Origin of the sequence: Paenibacillus sp. BR1-192, from assembly GCF_029542445.1 — a bacterium.
Taxonomy (GTDB): domain Bacteria; phylum Bacillota; class Bacilli; order Paenibacillales; family Paenibacillaceae; genus Paenibacillus_AQ; species Paenibacillus_AQ lautus_A.
Window position 1 is genome coordinate 3847439 of the sequence record NZ_CP120718.1, and the last position, 20688, is coordinate 3868126.

17 protein-coding genes and 1 pseudogene are annotated in these 20688 nt (G+C 49.6%); 5 read left to right on the plus strand and 13 right to left on the minus strand.

Translation table 11 applies throughout. The annotated features are described in order from the left end of the window. Positions 1-193 precede the first annotated feature (193 nt). Positions 194-580: a hypothetical protein gene (locus P0X86_RS17040; protein ID WP_277745966.1), complete on the plus strand. Its 387-nt coding sequence runs from the start codon at positions 194-196 to the stop codon at positions 578-580. Positions 581-776: 196 nt separating this feature from the next. Here P0X86_RS17040 and rarD read toward each other — a convergent pair whose 3' ends face one another. Next, entirely contained in the window at positions 777-1655 is an 879-nt protein-coding gene (rarD, locus tag P0X86_RS17045) for an EamA family transporter RarD (RefSeq protein WP_277745967.1), read from the minus strand. Positions 1656-1756: 101 nt separating this feature from the next. Between rarD and P0X86_RS17050 the strand changes: the two are divergent. Then, positions 1757-1898: pseudogene (locus P0X86_RS17050) on the plus strand (aminoglycoside phosphotransferase family protein); the annotation flags it as partial. 128 nt (positions 1899-2026) lie between these two features. Here P0X86_RS17050 and P0X86_RS17055 read toward each other — a convergent pair. Beyond that, entirely contained in the window at positions 2027-4858 is a 2832-nt protein-coding gene (locus P0X86_RS17055; protein WP_277745968.1) for an NHL repeat-containing protein, read from the minus strand. A gap of 193 nt (positions 4859-5051) precedes the next feature. Between P0X86_RS17055 and P0X86_RS17060 the strand changes: the two genes are divergently transcribed. Then, entirely contained in the window at positions 5052-5885 is an 834-nt protein-coding gene (locus P0X86_RS17060) for a polysaccharide deacetylase family protein (RefSeq protein WP_277745969.1), read from the plus strand. Positions 5886-5942: 57 nt separating this feature from the next. Here P0X86_RS17060 and P0X86_RS17065 read toward each other — a convergent pair whose 3' ends face one another. The 5 genes from P0X86_RS17065 to P0X86_RS17085 form a co-directional block, all read right to left on the minus strand. After that, positions 5943-6974 (minus strand): aminoglycoside phosphotransferase family protein, encoded by a 1032-nt coding sequence (locus P0X86_RS17065; protein ID WP_277745970.1) that lies wholly within the window; start codon positions 6972-6974, stop codon positions 5943-5945. Between the two features lie 280 nt (positions 6975-7254). Then, a complete protein-coding gene (locus P0X86_RS17070) occupies positions 7255-9060 on the minus strand; it encodes an NPCBM/NEW2 domain-containing protein (protein WP_277745971.1) in 1806 nt (601 codons plus the stop codon). Next, positions 9053-9730, minus strand: coding sequence for a hypothetical protein (locus tag P0X86_RS17075; protein ID WP_277745972.1), 678 nt, complete (start codon positions 9728-9730; stop codon positions 9053-9055). The genes P0X86_RS17070 and P0X86_RS17075 overlap by 8 nt, the downstream gene beginning before the upstream one ends. Positions 9731-9769: 39 nt before the next feature. After that, the gene (locus tag P0X86_RS17080) at positions 9770-10246 is read right to left on the minus strand and encodes a DUF3574 domain-containing protein (protein ID WP_277745973.1); all 477 of its coding nucleotides are present in this window, start codon (positions 10244-10246) and stop codon (positions 9770-9772) included. 185 nt (positions 10247-10431) lie between these two features. Beyond that, positions 10432-11031, minus strand: coding sequence for a TetR/AcrR family transcriptional regulator (locus P0X86_RS17085; protein ID WP_277745974.1), 600 nt, complete (start codon positions 11029-11031; stop codon positions 10432-10434). 286 nt (positions 11032-11317) lie between these two features. Between P0X86_RS17085 and P0X86_RS17090 the strand changes: the two genes are divergently transcribed. Further along, the gene (locus P0X86_RS17090) at positions 11318-12274 is read left to right on the plus strand and encodes an ABC transporter ATP-binding protein (protein ID WP_277745975.1); all 957 of its coding nucleotides are present in this window, start codon (positions 11318-11320) and stop codon (positions 12272-12274) included. 2 nt (positions 12275-12276) lie between these two features. Then, a complete protein-coding gene (locus P0X86_RS17095; RefSeq protein ID WP_277745976.1) occupies positions 12277-13110 on the plus strand; it encodes an ABC transporter permease in 834 nt (277 codons plus the stop codon). Between the two features lie 434 nt (positions 13111-13544). Here the strand turns inward: P0X86_RS17095 and P0X86_RS17100 are convergent, their stop codons facing one another. The 6 genes from P0X86_RS17100 to P0X86_RS17125 form a co-directional block, all read right to left on the minus strand. Then, positions 13545-13772 (minus strand): twin-arginine translocase TatA/TatE family subunit, encoded by a 228-nt coding sequence (locus tag P0X86_RS17100; protein ID WP_277745977.1) that lies wholly within the window; start codon positions 13770-13772, stop codon positions 13545-13547. Positions 13773-13793: 21 nt separating this feature from the next. After that, complete coding sequence (locus P0X86_RS17105) at positions 13794-15905, minus strand: glycosyl hydrolase family 28-related protein (protein WP_277745978.1); 2112 nt, start codon at positions 15903-15905, stop codon at positions 13794-13796. Positions 15906-15936: 31 nt separating this feature from the next. After that, on the minus strand, positions 15937-16824 hold the full coding sequence (locus P0X86_RS17110; protein WP_277745979.1) for a dihydrodipicolinate synthase family protein: 888 nt from the start codon (positions 16822-16824) through the stop codon (positions 15937-15939). Between the two features lie 13 nt (positions 16825-16837). Beyond that, positions 16838-18109 carry a sialidase family protein gene (locus P0X86_RS17115; RefSeq protein WP_277745980.1) on the minus strand — a complete coding sequence of 424 codons (1272 nt, stop codon included), beginning with the start codon at positions 18107-18109 and terminating at the stop codon, positions 16838-16840. A gap of 68 nt (positions 18110-18177) precedes the next feature. Beyond that, complete coding sequence (locus tag P0X86_RS17120) at positions 18178-19779, minus strand: extracellular solute-binding protein (RefSeq protein WP_277745981.1); 1602 nt, start codon at positions 19777-19779, stop codon at positions 18178-18180. A 27-nt stretch (positions 19780-19806) separates the two neighbouring features. Next, complete coding sequence (locus P0X86_RS17125; RefSeq protein ID WP_277745982.1) at positions 19807-20682, minus strand: carbohydrate ABC transporter permease; 876 nt, start codon at positions 20680-20682, stop codon at positions 19807-19809. Positions 20683-20688: the final 6 nt, after the last annotated feature.

A 20688-nucleotide genomic window follows, 5' to 3' on the forward strand; every position in this document is an offset into this window, starting at 1 on the left:
CATGGATTTGTTATTTTATAACGGTAAACAAGAACGCTACGGATTTCAAAAACGAAAACAACTTGCCAATATGAGATACATCGATCTGATGCTTACATCAAAGGCAAGTCTTAGGGCGGCCAATCCACATTCGGGAATAGTAAGAATTTTGGTCCACACATCGTTCAATCACACCAGAAAGGAATGGTTTATAATGAAAACAATCGATATCGTAAAAGAAAACTTGTTATTTATTCTTGGACTTGGCGCATTAGCTCTAGTGAGACCCATTATGAAGATGACGGGGATCATGGATCTGATCGGACAACAATTCGGCAGCATTCTCATGACGATCCTTATCTCCTTGGCTTGGCTCGTTATCGTTTTAATTAAAAAACCTGCTTCTCCAGTAGTCATTCTTATTTTTGCAGGTATGAGTTATGCCTTATTTGCCGTCATCCTTAGCGGCTTAGCCTCTCCACTTCTTGATGGAAAATTACAAGGTCCATTAACTAATCCGTTTGCTCTTGTAAGTGTCTTTGGTATAAATGCGATATGGGGATTCATCGTGGGTTTAATTGCCAAAACACTTCGTCGTTAACGTTTGATAAAACCGTAGGATGATAATGGCACATCAGGAGCTGAAACGACATGATATCTATTCCTCCCATTGCGCAACGCGGCTTCCAAACTAAGCTGACAGCCGCGTATGCCAGATAACTCCGCAAACGGAAAACGGCCATCTCCGCCCTATCGGACGGAAATGGCCGTTATGATCTACCGGCGTGCTGTTGCCATCAGCTCGCCTTCGCGAGTTTCGTGCTGCGAACCGATGCCGTTGCGTATACGACGAGCGCTGTCCAGATGAGCCCGAAGCCGATGAGCAGAATCGGCGAGACCGATTCCTTGAACACGAATACGCTTAGTAACAGCATGATCGTCGGCCCGATGTATTGTACAAAGCCGAGCGTGGATAGCGCCATCCGGGCGGCCGCCCGCGCAAAGAAGAGCAGCGGCAGCGCCGTTACCACGCCGGAAAGAAGCAGTTCGACGAACACGGGCGCAGGCAGCGTCCATGCCGTCGTCTTGCCCACGGCGGCCAAATAGATCCAGTAGCCGAGCGCGACGGGCAGGATTACAGCCGTCTCCGAGAACAAGCCTACAGAAGCATCCTGCACGATTTTCTTCTTCGCGAGGCCGTACAAGCCAAACGAAACGGCCAGCGAGATCGCGACCCACGGGAACCGCCCGTAGTCGATCGCGATGATGAGCACCGCAGCGCCAGCGATGGCAATCGCGAGCCATTGGCCGCGGTTTGGCTTTTCACGAAGGAATACAACCGCTAACAGTACGTTCAGCAACGGGTTCAAATAATAGCCGAGACTTGTCTCGACAACATGGCCGTTGTTGACCGCCCAGATGAAGATAAGCCAATTCGCAGCGATCAGCAGTCCGCTGGCGGCGAGCGACAGCAGGAGCGAGCGGCTAGCCGCAATCCGCTTCAAGTCACCCCAGCGTCGCTGGACGGCGACGAGAATGCCCATGAAGACGAACGACCAGACAACCCGATGCGACAGAATTTCGCCTGCCGGCACATTGTCAAACAACTTCCAATAAAGCGGGAGAACCCCCCACATGATATACGCGATAATAGCGTTAACCAACCCATTGTTCATCTTAATTTCCCCTCTTCTAGCTCCGATGTCTTAACGGATTATACGCCTCATTCCTCGCTTAAGTAAAGAAAATATTTGTCCGATGGCAGGCCGTCACGAAGACCAACCTGATCAATGCCGACGGGAAAATCGCACTCTCCAATGGAATACATCCGGATGGAACTACCTGGGCGAAGATCTCGCAAGCCTGATTGCAGATGAAGCGGATATCGATCACAGGTCGAAAACGACCAGCGATGTGTTCACGTGAAAGTCGTGATCATCATCGAATCGGCCAAGTGATCAAGTTCTTGTTTAATGGTTACTGGACAATAAAATAAAGAGCCGTTGTCCAGGACAACGGCCTCATATTGCTGTATGTCATAACCGTTTTAAAAAGGTCCGGTTATTTTCACCTTGATTTTATTGGATTCAACCGTTACCCCGTTCAATGTAATTCGAATCGACAACTCGGCTTGCCCCGGATGCTTGGCGATAATCTTTCCTTTTGGGTCGATCTCCGCCTTATCCGGATGGCTGCTCAAATACTCAATGTCAGCGCCGGATAATTCCTTAGTCGTTCTTCCTCTCTCAAGGAAGACTTCGTAGGAATAACCGACTTCATCCCCCGGATGAAGCTGGAGCGATTCAGCCTCAAGCTGTACTTTGTCTAACTGCATGACCAAATTCGGGTCGCTATACTTCATCAGCTCGCTGCCGTATTTGAAATATAAGTTGCCAAAATCGTCCTGCGCCAGCTTTTCCGCGTTGCTCTCCAACAAGATGGACAGCGACTTGCTTGCCGCGTCAATCTTAAACATTTTGCTCGTGTACGTATGGTCAGCAACATATCCCGTATAAATGGTACCGTACACATTGCCGTCGGTTCCAACGGTCAAGCGGGGATTGCTATGCGCATAATCTGCTGTAGGAAACATATCCTTGCTGTAAATGATTTCTTGGCGCTCCGTATCATAGATAAATAGAGCCCCCAGCGCCATTCCCCATATGTTACCGTCCGGGCCCCATATCAAAGAGGTCACTGCTTTTTTGCCCGGAACAGGTACCTGTTCCAGCTCTACTCGGCCGGATGCTGTATCGTAAATGGCAAGCTTCCCCTCTCCGCCTGTCATCGCGCCGGTGGCCATAAACAGCTTTCCATTTTTGTAAAGCAATGAATTGATCGAATGGCCGGATATAATATCACGTTTCACATCAAACGTTCCGGTATCGGGATTATAGACGGTAAGTGCCCCGCCTGTTTTGCCTGCGATTGGATAGGAACCGATATATAACAGGTTTTCTTCCTCGACCCCGAGCATGGCAACGGGCCGGTCTTGCTCTGAACCCAGCTGACCAAGCCGCAGCGGATTATTCGGCTCTGATGGGTCCGTTCGGTTCCATGGTTTGGCTGGATCGTATTCAAAGATGGTCGCTCTCGGATAAACGCCGAGATACATTTTCCCATTCAAGGAACCGAATCCTTCGACTTGGCCGATTTGAGGATAATGCTTGGTCTCGTTACGGGTCGGCGAGTAAATTCCCATTCCCCCGCCTGAAATGAAACCAGAGGACAGTATCTGCCCGTCTGTGCTCTTCCCTATGTTAAACAATTCCACAAACTGTGCCGGAAACGGCAGCTCCGGCGTTTCAATCATACCGGTTTCCAGATTGTAATAAAATGCTCTTCCGCTATTGCCGGCCAATCCGACTAATGTCCAGCCCGGATACTTCGTCTGGTCCAGCTGTACATAACCAAAAGCTACGCCTGCTCCTTTGACATCGACACCCAGCGAGCCGTAAACTCCCGTTCTCACGTTGTATGAATGGAGAGACCATTGCTGCGCACCACCTGAAAGGGTTTCGTAATAGGTGTAGAATACCTCTTCGCCGTCAGGCGATAACGGTGAAAATCCTCGTGCATTATAGGCAGTATTATTGTTAACGATCCAGCTTGCGGTATCAGGATCATACACGAACATTACCGGACCGGGATCCACGCGCACGAATAATTTACCACCTGCATACTGGAGATCGTAAACCGAAGTCTTGCCGTTAAATTCAGGATGATGAAGCGCAATTGACGTGCCGCTAGCAAGATCGTATTGATAAAGCTTGGCGACGTCGGCTCCCCCCACATAGATCATTTGACGATCGGAATCGTAAGCAAGGCTGCGGATATGAGCCTCTTTCGATGAAGTCTTGAAGGATTTAAGGATTCGAGTCTGGTCGGTAACGGGATCATATTCAAACAGCGATTGGGAATATCCTGTTCCCCCATAGACTTTGCCATCTTCCCCCGCAACAAGCGTCCAGATGACGGTATCGGTAGGAACCGGTTTCCCGATGGCACGCAGCTTATCCTCTGCCGGGTCATACTGAAATAACGTCCCGTTTGGCGTACTACCGATGTATACCTTTCCGTCGGAGGCTGTCACAATCGCCCAAGCTGCCGATACGTTGCTTCCGTCTAGAGCAACAAGCGGATGAGTGGACTTCACTTCTCTCGAAGCGACATCCATCACGATGAATTGTGCCGGATCACCCTGTGCGACGGTAAACAAAGCATCCTGACCATTCCTATCTTTACCGAACGCTGCCGTCATCAAGGTTAAACTCGAAGATTGCGGTCCTAAATTCGTTAAGTACGGGGAGGAAGCTTGCATTTCCAATGTGACGCTGTCAACGAAATACCTGCCGGTTAGGTCCCCGTTAATATCGAAGGCCACCCTGACCTCCGCTGCATTTTTAGGTGCGGAAGCAGCCACTCTTAAACTCTGCCATTTGCCCGATGGTTCACCGACCAGGCCGCTCACTACGGAGACAAGCTTTCCGCCTGCATCATAAAACCTGAGGTCTGCTTTGCCGCCATGGCCTTCATCCGAAAGCACACTTGCTGTCATAATGATATTGCCGAATGGCTGGGCGGGGTATGCATCGCTCACCGCTCCAGAGCCTGCTTCGGGCGACAGGCGTTCCACTCGAAGACTTCGCTTCCCGTCTGCGTACACAGACTCACTTACCGTAATGGCAGCTGTATCTTCAGCGGGCTGCCAGCCCGGCAAGCGTCCATCTTCATCAGAATCCTCGAAGCCGCCGTTGATCATAACGTTGTTTAATTCTTCATCTGCTGCATACGTGACAGTCATTGCCCACTCGATACTTGCGAACATTAAAATGACTGTTAGGGCTGCGGCAATCCGACTCCTCCACTTGCTTCTCACTAAACTCTCCCCTTTGCGAATAAATTTTTCTCACAATAAGTAAACGCTTTCAATACGTTCTCATCTTATCATATCCCTTTATTTATATACAAGTAAAATACATGTAAATGAACGTTCGTATTGTTCCTATTGAATAACAAGCAAAATTATCGGGGAATATTAGGAGCAAAATATACTCTTAGGAGATTTAGATATGAAATCATGGTGGTTCCTGCCGCTGATTGCATTCATGATATGCTCTGGCTGCAGCGATCGAGTCGAGCCTGCCCCACAGCAGCGGCAAAATACGGTTGAAAACAACCTATCGCAATCAACTAATACTCCGAATTTATTAGATGGTTCCGAAGAATCTGTTCGCAACATGAAACCGATGTCCCTGGCAGACTTAAGGGCTAAGTACAAAAGTACATTCCTGCTTAATGGATCGTCTACCAAGCGTGAGGTCGCCTTAACTTTTGACGATGCGCCTGATGACATTTTTACCCCTCAAATTTTAGAGGTTCTAAAACGGGAAGGAGTAAGAGCTACCTTCTTTGTGGTTGGGAATCGGGTTGAGGCTCACCCCGAAATTGTTCGTCGTATGGTTGAAGACGGTCACATTTTAGGAAACCATTCGTATAATCATGCGAATTTGCCCAAAATAAGCGATGAAGAATTTCGTAATCAAATCACCAGGACAGACGAATTGATTCAGAAATATACGGGTTATCGGCCAACGTTCGTCAGACCTCCATACGGAAACATCAATGAACCGCAAATTCAATGGCTGGCAAGTCAACACAAAATCATCGTGAACTGGAATGTCGACTCGTTGGACTGGAAAGGGTTGAACTCGGAGCAAGTCAAAACCAATATTCTGGCGCATACTATGCCGGGGTCCATTATATTGCAGCATGCTGCGGGAGGAGTTGGTGAGGATTTATCCGGAACGGTTCAAGCATTGCCGGACGTCATCAGAAGCCTTCGAAGTGACCGTATACAATTAGTCACCATCCCGGAACTCCTCGATGAAACGATTCTACGCTAGATTTTGTTTAAAAAATACACTGGCGAGCTCAACCAGGCTCGCTTTGGTGCGTATCAATCATGGTTCATTCCTTATCTCAAAGATTTTTCGCAAGGTATGGATGTGCAGCATTCTTTCGTCCTCCGTTTCTTGGAGTTTGTTACCCGATTCTGCGTCCATATACCACTCTACCAACCTGTATCCGAACATAAGTAGAATCAATTCATAAACGCAGTTATCCGTTATGTGTGAAATATCCGCATATTCCGAGAAGCCCTTGTAATACGCAGGGATACATCTACGGTAGTATTCAACCATATGTTCAATATCGGCTTCGTCCGCGATAAGACTTGCCATATCTTCACCTAAATAGCCCCACCCCGCGGTATCCCAGTCCATGAGTATGGTTTTACCGTCTGAATAGAATAGGTTTGCCACCCAAAAATCCCTGTGACACAGCACGATGGGTAGCTTTTCAATACGGTTGAATATGTCTTCTCCGCTTTCATCAATGTCGATGAGCATTTTACTAAGGTGTTTTGGGATTTCGCAATCTTCGGAGCGTATATAATCGTACACTCTATTCCATGACCGATAATGAAGATAGAAGTTCTTCATATAATCCACTTTGCTCAGGTTGGTTAAGTGCTGTAAAATAACTGGCTGTTCTGCATATAACTTGCCTTGGAACCGTCCTAATTCCTCGGCTGCGCGTTCATACATTTCTCCGGTCAAGTCTAAACCCGATATGCCGTCGATATATTCCATCCATATTTGCGTTTCGTTCACTTCTTCGTTCATTTCGACATGATAGCATTCAGGCCAACGGAATGATTCAGAAAACAGAGTGCCGAAATTGGAATTATAAAAATCATATTCCCTGCGCCATGAATCGGGATCGCTGTAGCGCTCCCATTTTTTTTGCGTTTTTGAAACGATTTTATAGGGTAACATCCTGCCATCAGTGGATTTGGCATGGCCCGTAACAAGCTTTACATTCCCCACTGTACCACCATGTAGTGGTTTAGTTTGGAAATCAGCACAGATTATTTTTGTACCGAGCATTTTGCTTAAGGCCTGTGTCAGCGTTTCGGTTTTTATTTCGCTCATTCTGAATTCCTCCAATCGTTTATTTAACAGTTTGTGTCTATTGTTCGACGTTCAAATACATCCGACCATGTAATATTCCATCGAGAGAAAACCAATGGACATAATCATCATATTTGAATAGAAGACAACGATGAAAGGTCGACTATGGATATATACATTTATTACCTCTTCGTTCCCGTTAGCTTAATGAGATATCGATTAGATTTAAATGACTTATTGACCGATCAAATGATGACGAGGGTAATAAAAAAACCGGCCTGCAGCAGGCCGGTTCGATGCATTACGGCGTAAGAACGCCGTCGCCGATAATAATTCGCTGGGTCTCCCCATATTTGCCGGGAGTAGGAACGATGATAAACTGCAATGTACGGACGCCGCTCACATTCACATCGAGATCGAGCGTAGCGGCCTTTGCCGAACCGAAAGACAGCATTTTCAATACTTTTCCGTCGCCCATGACCTTGACCTTGCTGCTTCCGTACTCGCTTCCGGCAGTCAGCTTGTCGACAGCGACTTTGGCGGTCAATCGCTTATATTGCTGATTCAAGCCGACTGAAAAAGAGGGAGCCTCGGTCCAATGATATTTCTGGATAAAGGCGATTCCGTCGGCGAACAGATTGCCGCTGGTGTTCTCCAAAATCGTATTGTTCCAATCGTCAAAGCTTTCGGTGACGTCCGTTTCGTTGCCGGGAACGATGATCTGCTGCGTTAACAGCTCTTGGCCCGACGGGGCATATTCCTTCCCGGTCGCGAGGTCGATGTTCACTTGGACCCCCGCAATGTAGAACTTCAGATACATGGCTTCGGCCGGAATTCTGTGACGTAAATCGAACTGAACGGCAAACTCTTTGCCCACTCCGGCGAACAGCTCCTCTTCCATCCAATTCGTATCGAACAGTTCATGGGACGGTACATAGAGCGACGCGGGGGTTTCAAGATTGACATCTGCTCCCGACGTCAATTTGCCTTCGACAGTCACCGCACGTTCTTGGATGGCGATTTTGCTGATCTCCACCGTCATCTTGCCGTTCACGGCGCTTAAGGAAGGCTGAAGCTCCGTATCCGGCAACGCCGCGACCTCCTTGAGCGTCGCCGTCTCGCCAGCAGGGCCGATTTCGGTTTTTTTGAACGTCTCGTCTTTGTTCAATCCAAACCGGTAATCGAGCCGAACTAGCGTTTGGGCCAGATCGTCCGAGACTGACTGGTAAGCGATGGTGTGGTCCGGGAAATGGCGGAACGTAGTGTCATCCTCGTCAAGCTCGACCGAGCTGCCGTCGCTGAACACGGCCTGGATTTCGGGGGCAACCTTTGTGGAAGCCAGACGAATTTCCCCTTCGTATTTGTAGATCAGCACGAGTTCGTTCTGTCTTACCCCTTCGCCTAGGAACGTAATTTTACCCGCGCCATTTTGCAAGAGGACTACATCCCGATTGTTGTACGTGACCGGAAAATCGATATATTTCGCTTTTTCCAACTCGATGCGGGAGAAAAAGTCTTCGGGAGTACTTCCCACCGCTTCGGCGAAGCCGTCCGCGAATTGTCGCAGCTCCGCTACGCCGCTTTCGGCATGATCGAACTCAAGTTTCCCGATACTGGCTTCGATCTCGCTTACAATCGGATCGATTCTCTTGGTTTTGATGTTATCCGTAAATTGATTCCGCAGATCCGAGATTTCCTTGTACAGAGAGGTTGATGAGAACTCTTCGAGATTTGATTGAATATCGCTTAGCTCCCCGTTCATTCTGACGATTTCCTCAGCCTCTGCGTTCTCGATATCGAGGCCTGCGACTGACTTTTTCACTTCCTCGGCACGCGATTTCAGTTCATCCAGTCTGCCTTTCAGTTCTTCTGCATTCATCAGCAGCTCATTGGCAATCACAATCCGTCCTTCGCCGTACTTCAACTTTTCAGGGTCCATCTCCGTCACTTGGCGGTACTGGGTGATAGCGGTGTCCACGTCCAGGCTCTCCATCGCCTTATCGGCGGTCGCCATGTGCTTCTCGTACTCTCCGCCGCCGCTACTGCAGCCAGCCAGCAACCAGAGGCATCCCAACAACCCGACCCATGCACGATTTCGGTTACGCATTCGGAGCGCTTCCTCCTTTCATTCCGGGCGCAGCGGTCCGAAACCGTCCTTTCCGGTAAATGACATACGCCGCGATGATGACGACCAGCAGCACGCCAATCCATGTCATCCACGACCTATTCGCAGACGGTTCGTACGCGATGACAGCTTCATCACTGGCCAGTAGCAGCGTACGAGGCTTGCCTTCGGCAACGGTTCCTCCAGCGGCATACAGAATATTGCCCGGCACCGTAACCGTGATTTCCATATCGTCGTCCAGGTTCAGATAGACGACAGGCTTATCCATAATCTTCTCGATGTCCTCGGGCGCTTCGACCAGCTCGTTGATCCGTTCGGGATAAAGCCGCTTCAAATCCGCCACCGTCGCAATCAGCGAGTCTTCCCCGCCACTTAGCGCAGTCAAGCTATCGAACGAGACCGTCGCGTCGACTTTCCCGTCCTTTTCCTTGAAACTGTCCAGCCGGATGACTTCTTTTCCGGCATCCGCGTTCGCATTCGTGATCTCTTTCTCAAGTTCCTCCTTCAGTTCATCGGCGGATATCATCCCCGAAAGATCAACCGAATACTTTCCGTTACCCGAGCCATCATCATGGATAACGAGATCCAGCCTTCCGCATCCCGTCATGACGACAAGCATCATAATGGAAAGTGCGATAACGATTTTTCTCATCTTCTATCTCCCGCCTATCGATTGTTGTGTACCAGCAGCTTACTCGATAAAGTACATCTTGCCGTCCACTTCGAGCGATACGGAAGATTGACCGAGCTCCTCTTTCATCTTTTTGGCATAATCAACAACCTGATTGATCGCGGCTTTATCCAACTTCTCCGCGAAAGCGTAGACGATCGTCACTTTTTCCTTGATCAGCTTTTTATTGTCGTCCACCCAGGCTCCCACCCCTTCAACCGCCGTTGCCCCTCCGAACCAGCCTGAAAACTGGGTAAGCGCTTCGTCAACGAACTTTTCGTGCGCCTCTTCGGTAATTGGAATATCCCCGTTCACCGTGGAAGGTACGTAGATTTTTACAACGTGGCCGAGTTGAAACTGGCCGTCAAGAGCGCTACCGGCGATGCCGTTCGCATTGGAGCTACCTTCCGCTGAACTGTAAGACTGCAGCACGGGTACAACGAAAAGAGCCAGTGCGAAAACAACAGACAGCGCGGCAAGCCACATCTTCTTCTTCATTATCCGATCTCCTTTGTCTCCTCAATTTAAATACCCACCAGTCGGTATTTACTTCACCAGTATAAAATGTGGAGATTTCATGCACAATGGGAACTTAGTCTTATAAAAATGGCCTTTTGGTTCCAAAAACTGCGGTGGAAACGGATTGACGGAAAACGCGGCAATAAGGGTATGGAGCGAAAAAGTCACTCCTTCGTAAGACGATCAGATTGTAATACCTCTAAAAAAACCTCCATCATATCTACCAACGGTACTTGTTCGTCGATATAATGCTGGATATTGTACCCCATAAACAAAGCGACTCCAGCCGTAAATATCCTTTCGGAATCAAGAGTTTTGTTGATGAGCCCTTCCTTCTTCATCTCGTCGAAATAGGGGATCAGGTTTTGCCGCCATTCATCGATCAACGCTTTCAGCTTTTCATGGACGTTAGGCAACTGCCGGGAAACCATCGCCGATTGCAGCAGAAGCTGGGAGAAACCCTTTTGATATGATTCTTTCAATGTCAGCTTGGATGATTCCATATAACTATCCATCAAGTTCTGATTCTTCCGGTCCAAAATATGCTGCAGTCCTTCAAAATATTCGCGAAAGCTTTCTCTCAGAATCCGGATCAGAAATTCTTCCTTCGATTCAAAATGGGCATAGAACGCCCCTTTGGACAGCTGCGCATTCTTGACGATTTGATCGATGCTGGTGCTCATATATCCCTGCTTCGAAAACAAATCGATTCCCGTTTCGATAAGCTTTCGTACGGTACGTTCGGACATTTCCTTATGTTTCATGGCATATTCTCCTGTTCAGATTATTCGATATATCCGAGTATAACATATCATGGAGCAGCCCTGGAGCTCGGCGTGCCGTCTCCGTCCTGAGGCGGAGACGAAAACCATTCTGCCGTCCCTCACCCTAATCAGAGCAATAAGTTATCGTTATATTAACGCCTGTTGATATAACGTTAAATTACTAAGGCATCATCCATTAAAAGAACTTATCAGTTAAAGAATACATACCTTCTAAGGATTTAAGCATGCAGCAGCAAAAACATAGTTCGAACTGAAAGGGGCAAGCATGATGAAGCTGATCTACCAATTAGAGCATGTGAATAAAACATACAAAAAAGGAAAGGTTGTCGCCAATCAAAACATAAGCTTCGACGTTCAACAAGGGGAAATTCTCGGTTTACTCGGTCCGAATGGAGCAGGCAAATCCACGCTAATCAAGCAGATGGTAGGCCACCTTGCTCCCAACTCAGGTACGGTACGCTATAAAGGAACCAGCGTGCAGACACAAACCAAGCGAGTTGCCCAGGAGGTCGCCTACTACTCACAAGAGCCTCACGCCCTGACCAGTTTAAAAACTTGGGAAGCTTTGTATTTTACAGGAAGATTGCGTGGGTTGACGAAGGAGTCCGCCTTGAAGCAAACAGAGGAATTGTTGGAACGCTTTGATATGCAAGACCTCCGTCATAAGCTGTTGAAAAACGTTTCCGGCGGACAAAAGCGTTTAATCGGGATCGGTACATGCTTGATCGGCTTTTCCCCCGTCATGATACTGGATGAACCGACCAATGAACTAGATCCTAAAAAGAGAAGGCTCGTATGGGATCTGATTCAGGAACGCAACCGTCAAGGAGTGACCGTAATCTTGGTAACACACAACGTGCTGGAGGCCGAACAGGTCGTGGATCGAGTTGCTGTTGTAAACCACGGCAAACTATTGGCCATCGATCATGTCGGTGTCTTAAAACAAAGGGTCGATCAGCGGATGAAGCTGGAAATTACGACTTCCTTTGGCGAAAGCGATCATGTTTGCCGTAGCTTAAGCGCGCTGGGACAGTGGACCAAAACGGGAGAAAACCGAATCCGGACACTGATCGAGAAGCAAAACGCCAGCTACGCGATCGACTGCCTGACTGAGCAGCAATTACCGATCGAAGAATACTCGTTGGTCCCTCCGAATCTTGAAGATGTCTATTTTCATATTGATGACGATCAGGATAAACCTGCCAAAGCGGAGGTGGTCTAAACATGGAAAAGGTAAAACCATCCATGCAAAGCCATGACTTGCAACTGCAAGAAGCGGCCTTTCTCCAAGGGCACGAGCAGCAGAGCATAATCCAACGCAGAATCACTGAATGGCTGATCTTAGCCCGCATTCAATTTACGATCATCCGCGAGGCATGGGTTTGGATTTTCATCATGGCATGCATGTTTCCGTTAACAACGCTGTTGTTTCTCAAATTCTTTACGGTCGACCCAACGCCGGTTGTCATGACACGTATTATTACAGGAAATATGCTTTTCGGCTTAATCGTCATGGGACTCAATTCCATGGCTCAGGAGATATCCTGGCAGAAGCATCAAGGCCATTTCACGTACTATTCGTCTCTGCCGATTGCCAAGGTAAATTTCATCTTTGCCAATTTGCTGCGCGGATTGATCATGAGCGTACCCTCTTTTATTATCCTGGCCATGATTGGTCAACTTGCTTACGGCATTCAATTCCACTACAGCTGGGGACTTGTCCCTGTATTGCTGCTCACCGTCTTTAGCGTGGTTGGCGCGGGTGTACTGATCGGCTTCTGGTCACCTAGCCATCAATTGACCAACATGCTGGTCCAGGCGCTGATGATGTTCATCTCGTTTTTGACGCCTGTCATGGTGGATATGGATCAACTGCCTATGGTCTTGCAATGGTTCTCTTATCTCTTCCCAACCACTTACGCCGCTGAGGCCATGCGGGAGGTACTGATATCGGGCTGGTCCGGCTCTGTCGCCTGGAACACGCTTGTTCTCTTGTTTTTCTCGCTGATCTCCATCTTATTGATCTTAAAAAAGGTGGATTGGCGTGTTGAGAAGTAGAGAAAAGTTCTCCTTGCTAACAGTCATTAACTGGCAACCTCAACGAAAATAGATAATCACGAGCAAAACAAAGTCGTCTTTACAGGCGACTTTTTCTTTTTTTTTCACTAACCATCGGTTACTATTTTGTAGGTAATAGATAAACATGGGATTGTTCGAACCTTTCAGATCTCTGCGCTATGTGAATGATCTTCTAATCTATCCTTCATAATAAAAATCCCATCATATACTTGATGGGATTTATTGGGACTTTAATTTAGCAACACAATTATCGAAGTATTATTGTAATTTCTTGTATCCTAACCTGTGTTCTTCAGCCGATGATCGACAACGATGACGGTTCTGTCACGAACCAGCCACTTCGTTCTCAGGATCAAGAGAACCGTAGCCTCATCCAATAAAATAATCTGTGATCCATCTTGAATAGGCAGCGGCTAGTCTCCATGAATCCCCCTATTCTCTCCGGTATTTCTGATGCTTTCCCTGAAGACTGTATCCTCACCGGGCGATACCTCCTCCAATACTTCCTTGCTGCCTCTGCGAAATTCCTTGATGGTGGCTCCGAATGCCCTCGCCAATCGAGGCAGCTTGGACGGACCGAACAACAACAGTCCGATCAGTACCAATATTGCCAGTCCAGTAAATCCGATATTGAACGGCATAACTCATCCTCCTTTCTTTGGTTACACCAGCCCATAAGCCTGCTCATAGAATTTGCCCCGGACGGTAATGGTTAGACTTGCAGATCCTCCGTTCTCGCGAGGAAGCGCTGCCAGCAAACTTGGTGCAGGTCCGTCACCGCTTCGAAGCTCCAGCTTTAGAACATTGGAGTAGCTTTTCATTCGATAAGGCACATTCTGGGATGCATACGCAGCCGGTCGAACCCAAAGGTCCGGATCCGAGGTTCTATTCAGCATGATTGCGGCTTCCGCCTCCTGATAATCCGGGTGATTATCTATGGCAGCGGCTGTAAACAGCGCATATTTGCTCTGAAATGCTTTCTCTCCGAGGAACAATCCCTTGGAAAAATCGTCACTTTCCGTGGGGATCGGAACCGGTGTCCAAGACCGGTAATCCCACGCCGCTTCCTCGATCGCATAACGGAATAACGCTTCGATATCGAGGGATCGGGCAGCCGAAGGCTGGATTGCGCCCAACTTCGTCAGACGATGCTCAATAACCCCGTTATTATTGCGAAGTTCGACTTGAAATTGGTATTCCCGCAGATGGATATGACCCAGTCTCCGCATGCCCGGCAGAATCAACGCGCCTTGGCAGTGCTCGATCTCCTGAAACTCCGTTTTGGAGCGATTGTATGGAAATTCGCAGTTAATAAGCCGCGGAAGTACCGTGTATTGACTGGCCCTGACCGGTCCGCTTTCCGCCCGGCAGTTAATGAAGGTCGGCCGAATGACCCGATCCAATACAATGGATGCATGCTCCCGCGTCTGGATGGAGCAGTTGACGAACCGGGGATGGTTAATCCGGTAAGGGACGCCGCTTCCGATAAACCCGTCGATTTTGATCGGCGTGCTGTCCGGCTCGATTCTGCTCTCCCACCCGGATGCAAATCCGTTGGAATGGTGGTCCGTCCCGGAGAGAAAGGAGTCGGATACGAGCAGATGCGATAAACCGAATTGGCCCTCCGTACGAGCATCGTCTACAGGCGGAGAGAAGCCTCCCGAACCCGGCGGATTGCCCTCGTCCCCTCCTAGAACCGCAAGCCCGATTTTGCCTTGGAACAAGCAATCCTTTATCGTTGCATATTCAATGGAGCCGTACTCGGCGGTCGTCGATAACCGTCCGGACGCATCCAGAAACGCGCCCGCCTTCTGCCAATAACCGACCACCGACACCCGATCCAGCTTAACATGAGTAGCATTGTCTACCCAAAGCCCGACGTCGAACAAGGCATGTTCGTCCGTCAACGGCGTTGTTATGTTTCCGAGCGAGTCGCGAATCTTGAAATAGGACAGGATCTTAAGGTCGGACAACTGGGTGCCGTCTGCATCTGCATCCAGCTTGACGGCGCAAGTGAAGTCCCGAAAATCGCCGCGGTTGCTGGAATACGTTCGGGAACCGTTTCCGGTGAACATCAAGACAGTCCCGTTCTCCATATCCAGAATGCTGTCGGGCAACTCATTGCGCCTTTGACCAAATGCAAACCAAGAAGAACAGCCGCTACCTCGAACAAATGTATTGCGGGGGATGACCAGCGTATCAGTCAAGCGAAAAACCCCCGGCGGGAAAAATAAAGCCTTCCCTTTCGCTGCATCCAGAGCCGAACGCACCGCTTCCGTATCGTCGGTCGTTCCGTCTCCCTTGGCTCCGAACCATGTTACGTTGACGATCCCGTCATACAACCGTTTGAAACGGGCACCCGCGGCGGATGTTACGATCGTTCCAGTATTGTCCGGCGTAGAAACATCTGTTGGGTCATATACGAAATGGCCCTCTTGCCCCGGGTCCGTTACGAAATAAAAGACATCGTCCCTCTGTTCTTCCAGGCTCCGAAGCTCAGTCAAGGTTATGGCGGCCAAATATCCCATATCCATAAGTAACGGCGGTTTGAGCTTATCGTCCTGCCCATAAACCGAATCGGTGACGGCCGGCGGCGGAGCCCCTTGCCCCATAGCCGTTCTCATAAAGGGACCTTTTAGAAGATGCTCAGCTGCGAATGCGGCTCCCGCAAAACCGATGGCGGACAGCATGGTTCGTCTGCTCATTGTCCGCTGCATCAGGGACTGGCGGTTACGTTCATCCTGGATATTCTCACGTTCGTCACGACTGCTCATAATCGATCCCTCCGATTATTCATTCTTCTTCCTAAGCATTGACGGACTGCAACCAAACCTCCAATGCCTTCTTGGCTTCAAGCGATGCAAAGCCTCCGGATCTTACCGAAAGCCCCATCGGAATTCCCTGAAGTGCTGCCAGCATTTTCGCCGAGGAAGGATAGCCGAAACGAAGAAGTGCGTCGAGATAGACAATCTCCCGGTGCAGGCGCTCAGCATTCGAAGACCCATGTGAAGCTGCCTTCCAGAAGTCTGCAACAGTCCTTCCTCCTGCGGCAGAAACGACAGCCATCATGCCCTTGGCACCCTGGCGGATCGCTTCAAGCATGAACGGTGTGTTCGCTTGATATACGATAGAATCCGGTGCCGCCTGGATCTTAGCCGTAATGCCTTCCAGTGTACAGGTCGTATCCTTGATCCCGATGACGTTACCCTGTTCCGTTAATCCGGCATATACGGCTGGATTAATTTCATACGGCTCTACCAACGGCCATTCATAGAGAACAACCGGCCGATCCGCAATGTCGGCAAGCCTGCCGAAATGTTCCGCCAGCTTGCTCTGGTTTTTCCCCATTCCAGGTGGAGGAACGAGGACTACACCATGGATCCCCGTCCCAAGCGCCTGTTTCAGCTCTTCCTCTTGCATCGCCGGGACCTCCAGATTGCCCGTGGCTACGACCGGCGTCTTCCCGGCGAGCTTGACGGTCCGTTTCATCAGTTCCAGCCTTTCCGTCAGCGACAGCCATTTCATCTCGCTGCTTCCGCAGACGGCAAACAACCCTTGCGGCTCAAAAGACAGCTGCCATTCCACATATCGCTCGTAAGCTGGCCAATCAATGCTGCCGTCCTCATGAAATGGAGTGAGCAGCAGAGCGAACACGCCTTCAAACTTCTTGTTTGGATTGCCCTTGAAATTCAATGAACGTCTCCTCCTATTCATAAACGAGGGATCGAAAACTCCGAACCCTATGAAACGTAATCAGGTTCCCGTTATGCGCATCCTTGGCTCTCTCATCGCCCGACCTGCTGGCAATGATCAGATCTTCCCCGTCGATCGCCATGCCGGCGTAATGACGGGACTGCTTGGGAGAGCTTCCGGTCGCTACAAGTCCGGCGAAACACCAGTCTATGCAATTGCGGGAATAATGAAGCTGGAGCCGGTGGCGCTCGTTATTCGGCAGGTCAAAGCGTTCAGCCGGCAGCCGTTCCTTCCGGGTCATGCTGTCCGTGGACTGTGAACTGAGCAGCCAGTATAACCGGGTTGCCTCGTCATACAACAAGTGAAACTTCATTTGTCCCCCGGGACAAGGCACAAACACTGCATACTTCCCCGAGGGCACCTTCTCCAGCATCGTGGTCATTGTACCGTCAACATTCTCCACGACTTTCGCGATGGCCGCGAAGCCGGTCCCTCCAGTATGAGCTCTCGCCCATAAATGGAATGTCTTCCCTTCCGGATCATGCCAGTAATGATCGGGATCGGTGAACTGGACAACGTTCGTTTCGAGCCAGCCGACAGGCGGACAGTTCAATTGATCCTTGAGGTAATAGCTGTTTTCCGGGAAAAAAGGTACACCGAAATAATCGAGACGCTCTGAGGAAAACGCTTCAGCCGCAGCGAGCCGGGAAGCAAAGGTCCAGCTGTCCGGTTCCAGCAGATTCGCATCTTCCCCGGCCCGCATAAGAACCGGCTGAATGCGGCTGACCGGCCATACCGTCATGTCATGGGGAGCGATATCTTCCATCACTAAGTACACATTCCCTTTTGCGTAATGGACATTGCAGGGAGCCTGGTGCCAATCCCCCTTCTTGGTAAGCCGGACCGGAGCCGTCCAGGTTTGCCCTTCGTCATCGGAACGGATGATCATTAGATTGGCGCAGTGGCCTATAATGTACAGGACGCCGCCTGCAAGAAAGGGCCGTGCATGCATAAAGGGAAAGTCATGAACATGCCCCCAAGTACGTCCCTTATCGTCGGAAACGAACACTTTTCCTTGCGTAATATAGCCTTTTCGCGAACCCTTTGGCCCCGGGAGATCAGATACTCCTTTGCCTCCCAAATCCATGGTCAAGACATATCGACCGCCAGGGAGCACGACGATTGCAGGCGAATAACAATATACGGACATCGGATCCGGCGATTCGTAAACGGTCACATAATCATCGGCAGACGGCCTGATCCTGAACGCTGTTTGTTCCTTCACGTTTGATTTCCTCCTGTTTCAGGTTATTTAGGGCAGTCCGGTTTCAAGTAGGCCTGCCCCTCTGCTCCTTAACTCCCGATATACCGGTCATACGCCTGCTGCTTGATTTGAATCATTTCCTCCAAGCCCATGCGATTTAAATCTTCGACGTATTTGTCCCATTCGGTCTCGATTCCGCCCTCGACGATCCACTTGGCTTCCATCTTGCGTACATAGGTCATAATATCGGTTGCCAGCACCCCAAGACGCTTGTTCTCTTCCGCCGTCATATACAAATTAGGATAAGTGCGATCCTCCGGAACGATAAAGGGTTTGTAGATTTCGTAAAACCCGTTTCGCAGCTTATCGCTTTCACTCTGCTCCAGCTTCTGCAGCCAATTGCTTGAAACCAACAGGGGGAAGGCCGTCGATGGCGTCGTACTGCCGATCCAGGTGGAGATGTCCATGCCATCCTGTGGCGGCACGATTTCAACCTTGCCATCCGGCTTCTCTTTCAGATGGGTGCCGAAGGGACCGTACTTGAACTGCATCGCCGACTTCGGATCATTCATCGTATCGACGAATCGCATGGTCGCTTCGGGGTGCGGATTGTTCTTCGTAATCGAGAAAAAGTTAAGGATGATGCGGTTATCCTGCCTTCTCCAGAACTGATGTCCGTCCGGTCCCATTAGTGGCGGCATCGCCACATATTCATGAACTCGGTCCCCGAGCTCATACGTACCGTTAAAGGATGCGATCAAGCCGACCTTAGGAATCTCGTCCTTCGTCTTTGAGAGCATCTGCTTGGCATCCTGGGTAAACGATTCTTTGTCCAACAGCCCTTCCTCGTACATCCGGTTCAAAAATTCAATCGCCGTCTTGTATTCGGGAAGGACCGGTTCAAACACCACCTTCTTGTCCTTGACCGAGAATCCGCTAAGGGCATCCGCAAGTCCAAACGCTCCAAACAGCTCGTAGTACCCGTTCGTCGTCGTGTTGTGGCGGAAGGTCGACGGAATTTCATCCGCTTGTCCGTTTCCGTTCGGATCCCGCTCTTTAAACGCCTTCAGTACTTCAATCAACTCATCCGGCGTCGTCGGCATGCTTAAACCGAGTTGATCCAACCAGGTTTTATTCAACAGAAACGTATTCCGATACTGGAAATGCGCCTGGTCTTCAAACCAAGGGACCGAATAGATGTGTCCGTCCGGCGCAGTGGCCATACGGCGGACTTGGGGATTTTCGTCGAGGATCTTTTTGATGTTCGGCGCGTACTTGTCGATCAAATCCTCAAGCGGAATCAATACGCCCTCCGTGCCATAATCCACCACATCCTGGGTAGTAAGCCCGTTAAAGAAAGCATCCGGAAATTCTCCGCTCGCCAAGATCAAATTCTTCTTCTCAGTCCAGCTCTCCGAAGGAATCTGCTCCCATTCGACATCGATATTCGTCTTTTCCTCAAGCTCCTTGACCAGTACCATTTCGTTATAATCCTTGTGATAATGCTGCTTGACCACCGGGATCCGGATGCTGATCGTTTCGTTTACAACCGGAAGTCCCGTTTCGTTGAAATTCGCCCCGGCGTCCGCCGCAGGAGTACCTTCCTGTGCTTCATTTCCGCTGCTGCAGCCCGCCAGAAGCAGCGCCGCCGTGAGCGTAAATGCCGTCATTCTTGCCATCCATCCTTTCATGACAACCACCCTTTCGCGATCTTCGGATTAGCCTTTCAAAGAACCAATCATGACACCCTTCACAAAGTATTTCTGCACCATAGGATACAGGATGAGTACTGGAATGCTGGCAACGATGATGACCCCGTATTTGATCGATTCCGACAGGTTGCTGCCTGCTCCGAGCTCAAGGTTCATCAGCTCCTGCACCTCGTTCTGAATAAGAATGTTCCGCAGAACCAGCTGAAGCGGGTACTGGGCTTCATCCCTTAAATAAATCAGTGCGCTGAAGAACGAATTCCAATGTCCTACTCCGTAGAACAACACAAGCACAGCCAGAATGGCTTTCGATAACGGAAGTGCGACCTGCAGGAAAAATCTGAAATCCGAGCAGCCGTCCATGTCTGCCGCTTCGCGAAGCTCTTCCGGGATGTTATGCTGGAAAAAAGTTCGGGTAATAATTAAATTCCACACACTGACAGCTCCCGGTATGATAAGAGCCCACATCGAATTCATAAGCCCCAGCGACTTTACGAGCAAATACGTCGGGATGAGTCCGCCGCTAAAGAACATCGTGAACGTAATAAGAAACATGAACAGATTGCGTCCGTACATATCTTTTCGGGAAAGAGGATACGCCCCAGTAACGGTAATCGCGACATTAACGGCGGTCCCAACGGCCATGTACAGGATCGTATTCTTATATCCGACCCATATGGCCTGGTTCTCTAATATTTTCTGATATCCCTCCAGCGTAAAGTCCACGGGGAACAGCCATACCTTGCCTCCGCCAACGCTGATTGGATCGCTGACCGATGCGATAACGATAAAGTACAAGGGATACAAAATCACGATGAGCAGCAGCGCAAGAAACCCGTAATTGAACCAGTCAAAAAGCCGGTCCGCCCTAGATCTGGTATGCATGAAGCC

Coding starts and splice junctions, on each gene's coding strand:
- P0X86_RS17095 (WP_277745976.1), top strand. CDS start 12,277: ATGGAAAAGGTAAAACCATCCATGCAAAGCCATGACTTGCAACTGCAA.
- P0X86_RS17100 (WP_277745977.1), bottom strand. CDS start 13,772: ATGCCGTTCAATATCGGATTTACTGGACTGGCAATATTGGTACTGATC.
- rarD (WP_277745967.1), bottom strand. CDS start 1,655: ATGAACAATGGGTTGGTTAACGCTATTATCGCGTATATCATGTGGGGG.
- P0X86_RS17075 (WP_277745972.1), bottom strand. CDS start 9,730: ATGAGAAAAATCGTTATCGCACTTTCCATTATGATGCTTGTCGTCATG.
- P0X86_RS17065 (WP_277745970.1), bottom strand. CDS start 6,974: ATGAGCGAAATAAAAACCGAAACGCTGACACAGGCCTTAAGCAAAATG.
- P0X86_RS17090 (WP_277745975.1), top strand. CDS start 11,318: ATGATGAAGCTGATCTACCAATTAGAGCATGTGAATAAAACATACAAA.
- P0X86_RS17125 (WP_277745982.1), bottom strand. CDS start 20,682: ATGCATACCAGATCTAGGGCGGACCGGCTTTTTGACTGGTTCAATTAC.
- P0X86_RS17120 (WP_277745981.1), bottom strand. CDS start 19,779: ATGAAAGGATGGATGGCAAGAATGACGGCATTTACGCTCACGGCGGCG.
- P0X86_RS17085 (WP_277745974.1), bottom strand. CDS start 11,031: ATGAAACATAAGGAAATGTCCGAACGTACCGTACGAAAGCTTATCGAA.
- P0X86_RS17080 (WP_277745973.1), bottom strand. CDS start 10,246: ATGAAGAAGAAGATGTGGCTTGCCGCGCTGTCTGTTGTTTTCGCACTG.
- P0X86_RS17060 (WP_277745969.1), top strand. CDS start 5,052: ATGAAATCATGGTGGTTCCTGCCGCTGATTGCATTCATGATATGCTCT.
- P0X86_RS17105 (WP_277745978.1), bottom strand. CDS start 15,905: ATGAGCAGTCGTGACGAACGTGAGAATATCCAGGATGAACGTAACCGC.
- P0X86_RS17040 (WP_277745966.1), top strand. CDS start 194: ATGAAAACAATCGATATCGTAAAAGAAAACTTGTTATTTATTCTTGGA.
- P0X86_RS17070 (WP_277745971.1), bottom strand. CDS start 9,060: ATGCGTAACCGAAATCGTGCATGGGTCGGGTTGTTGGGATGCCTCTGG.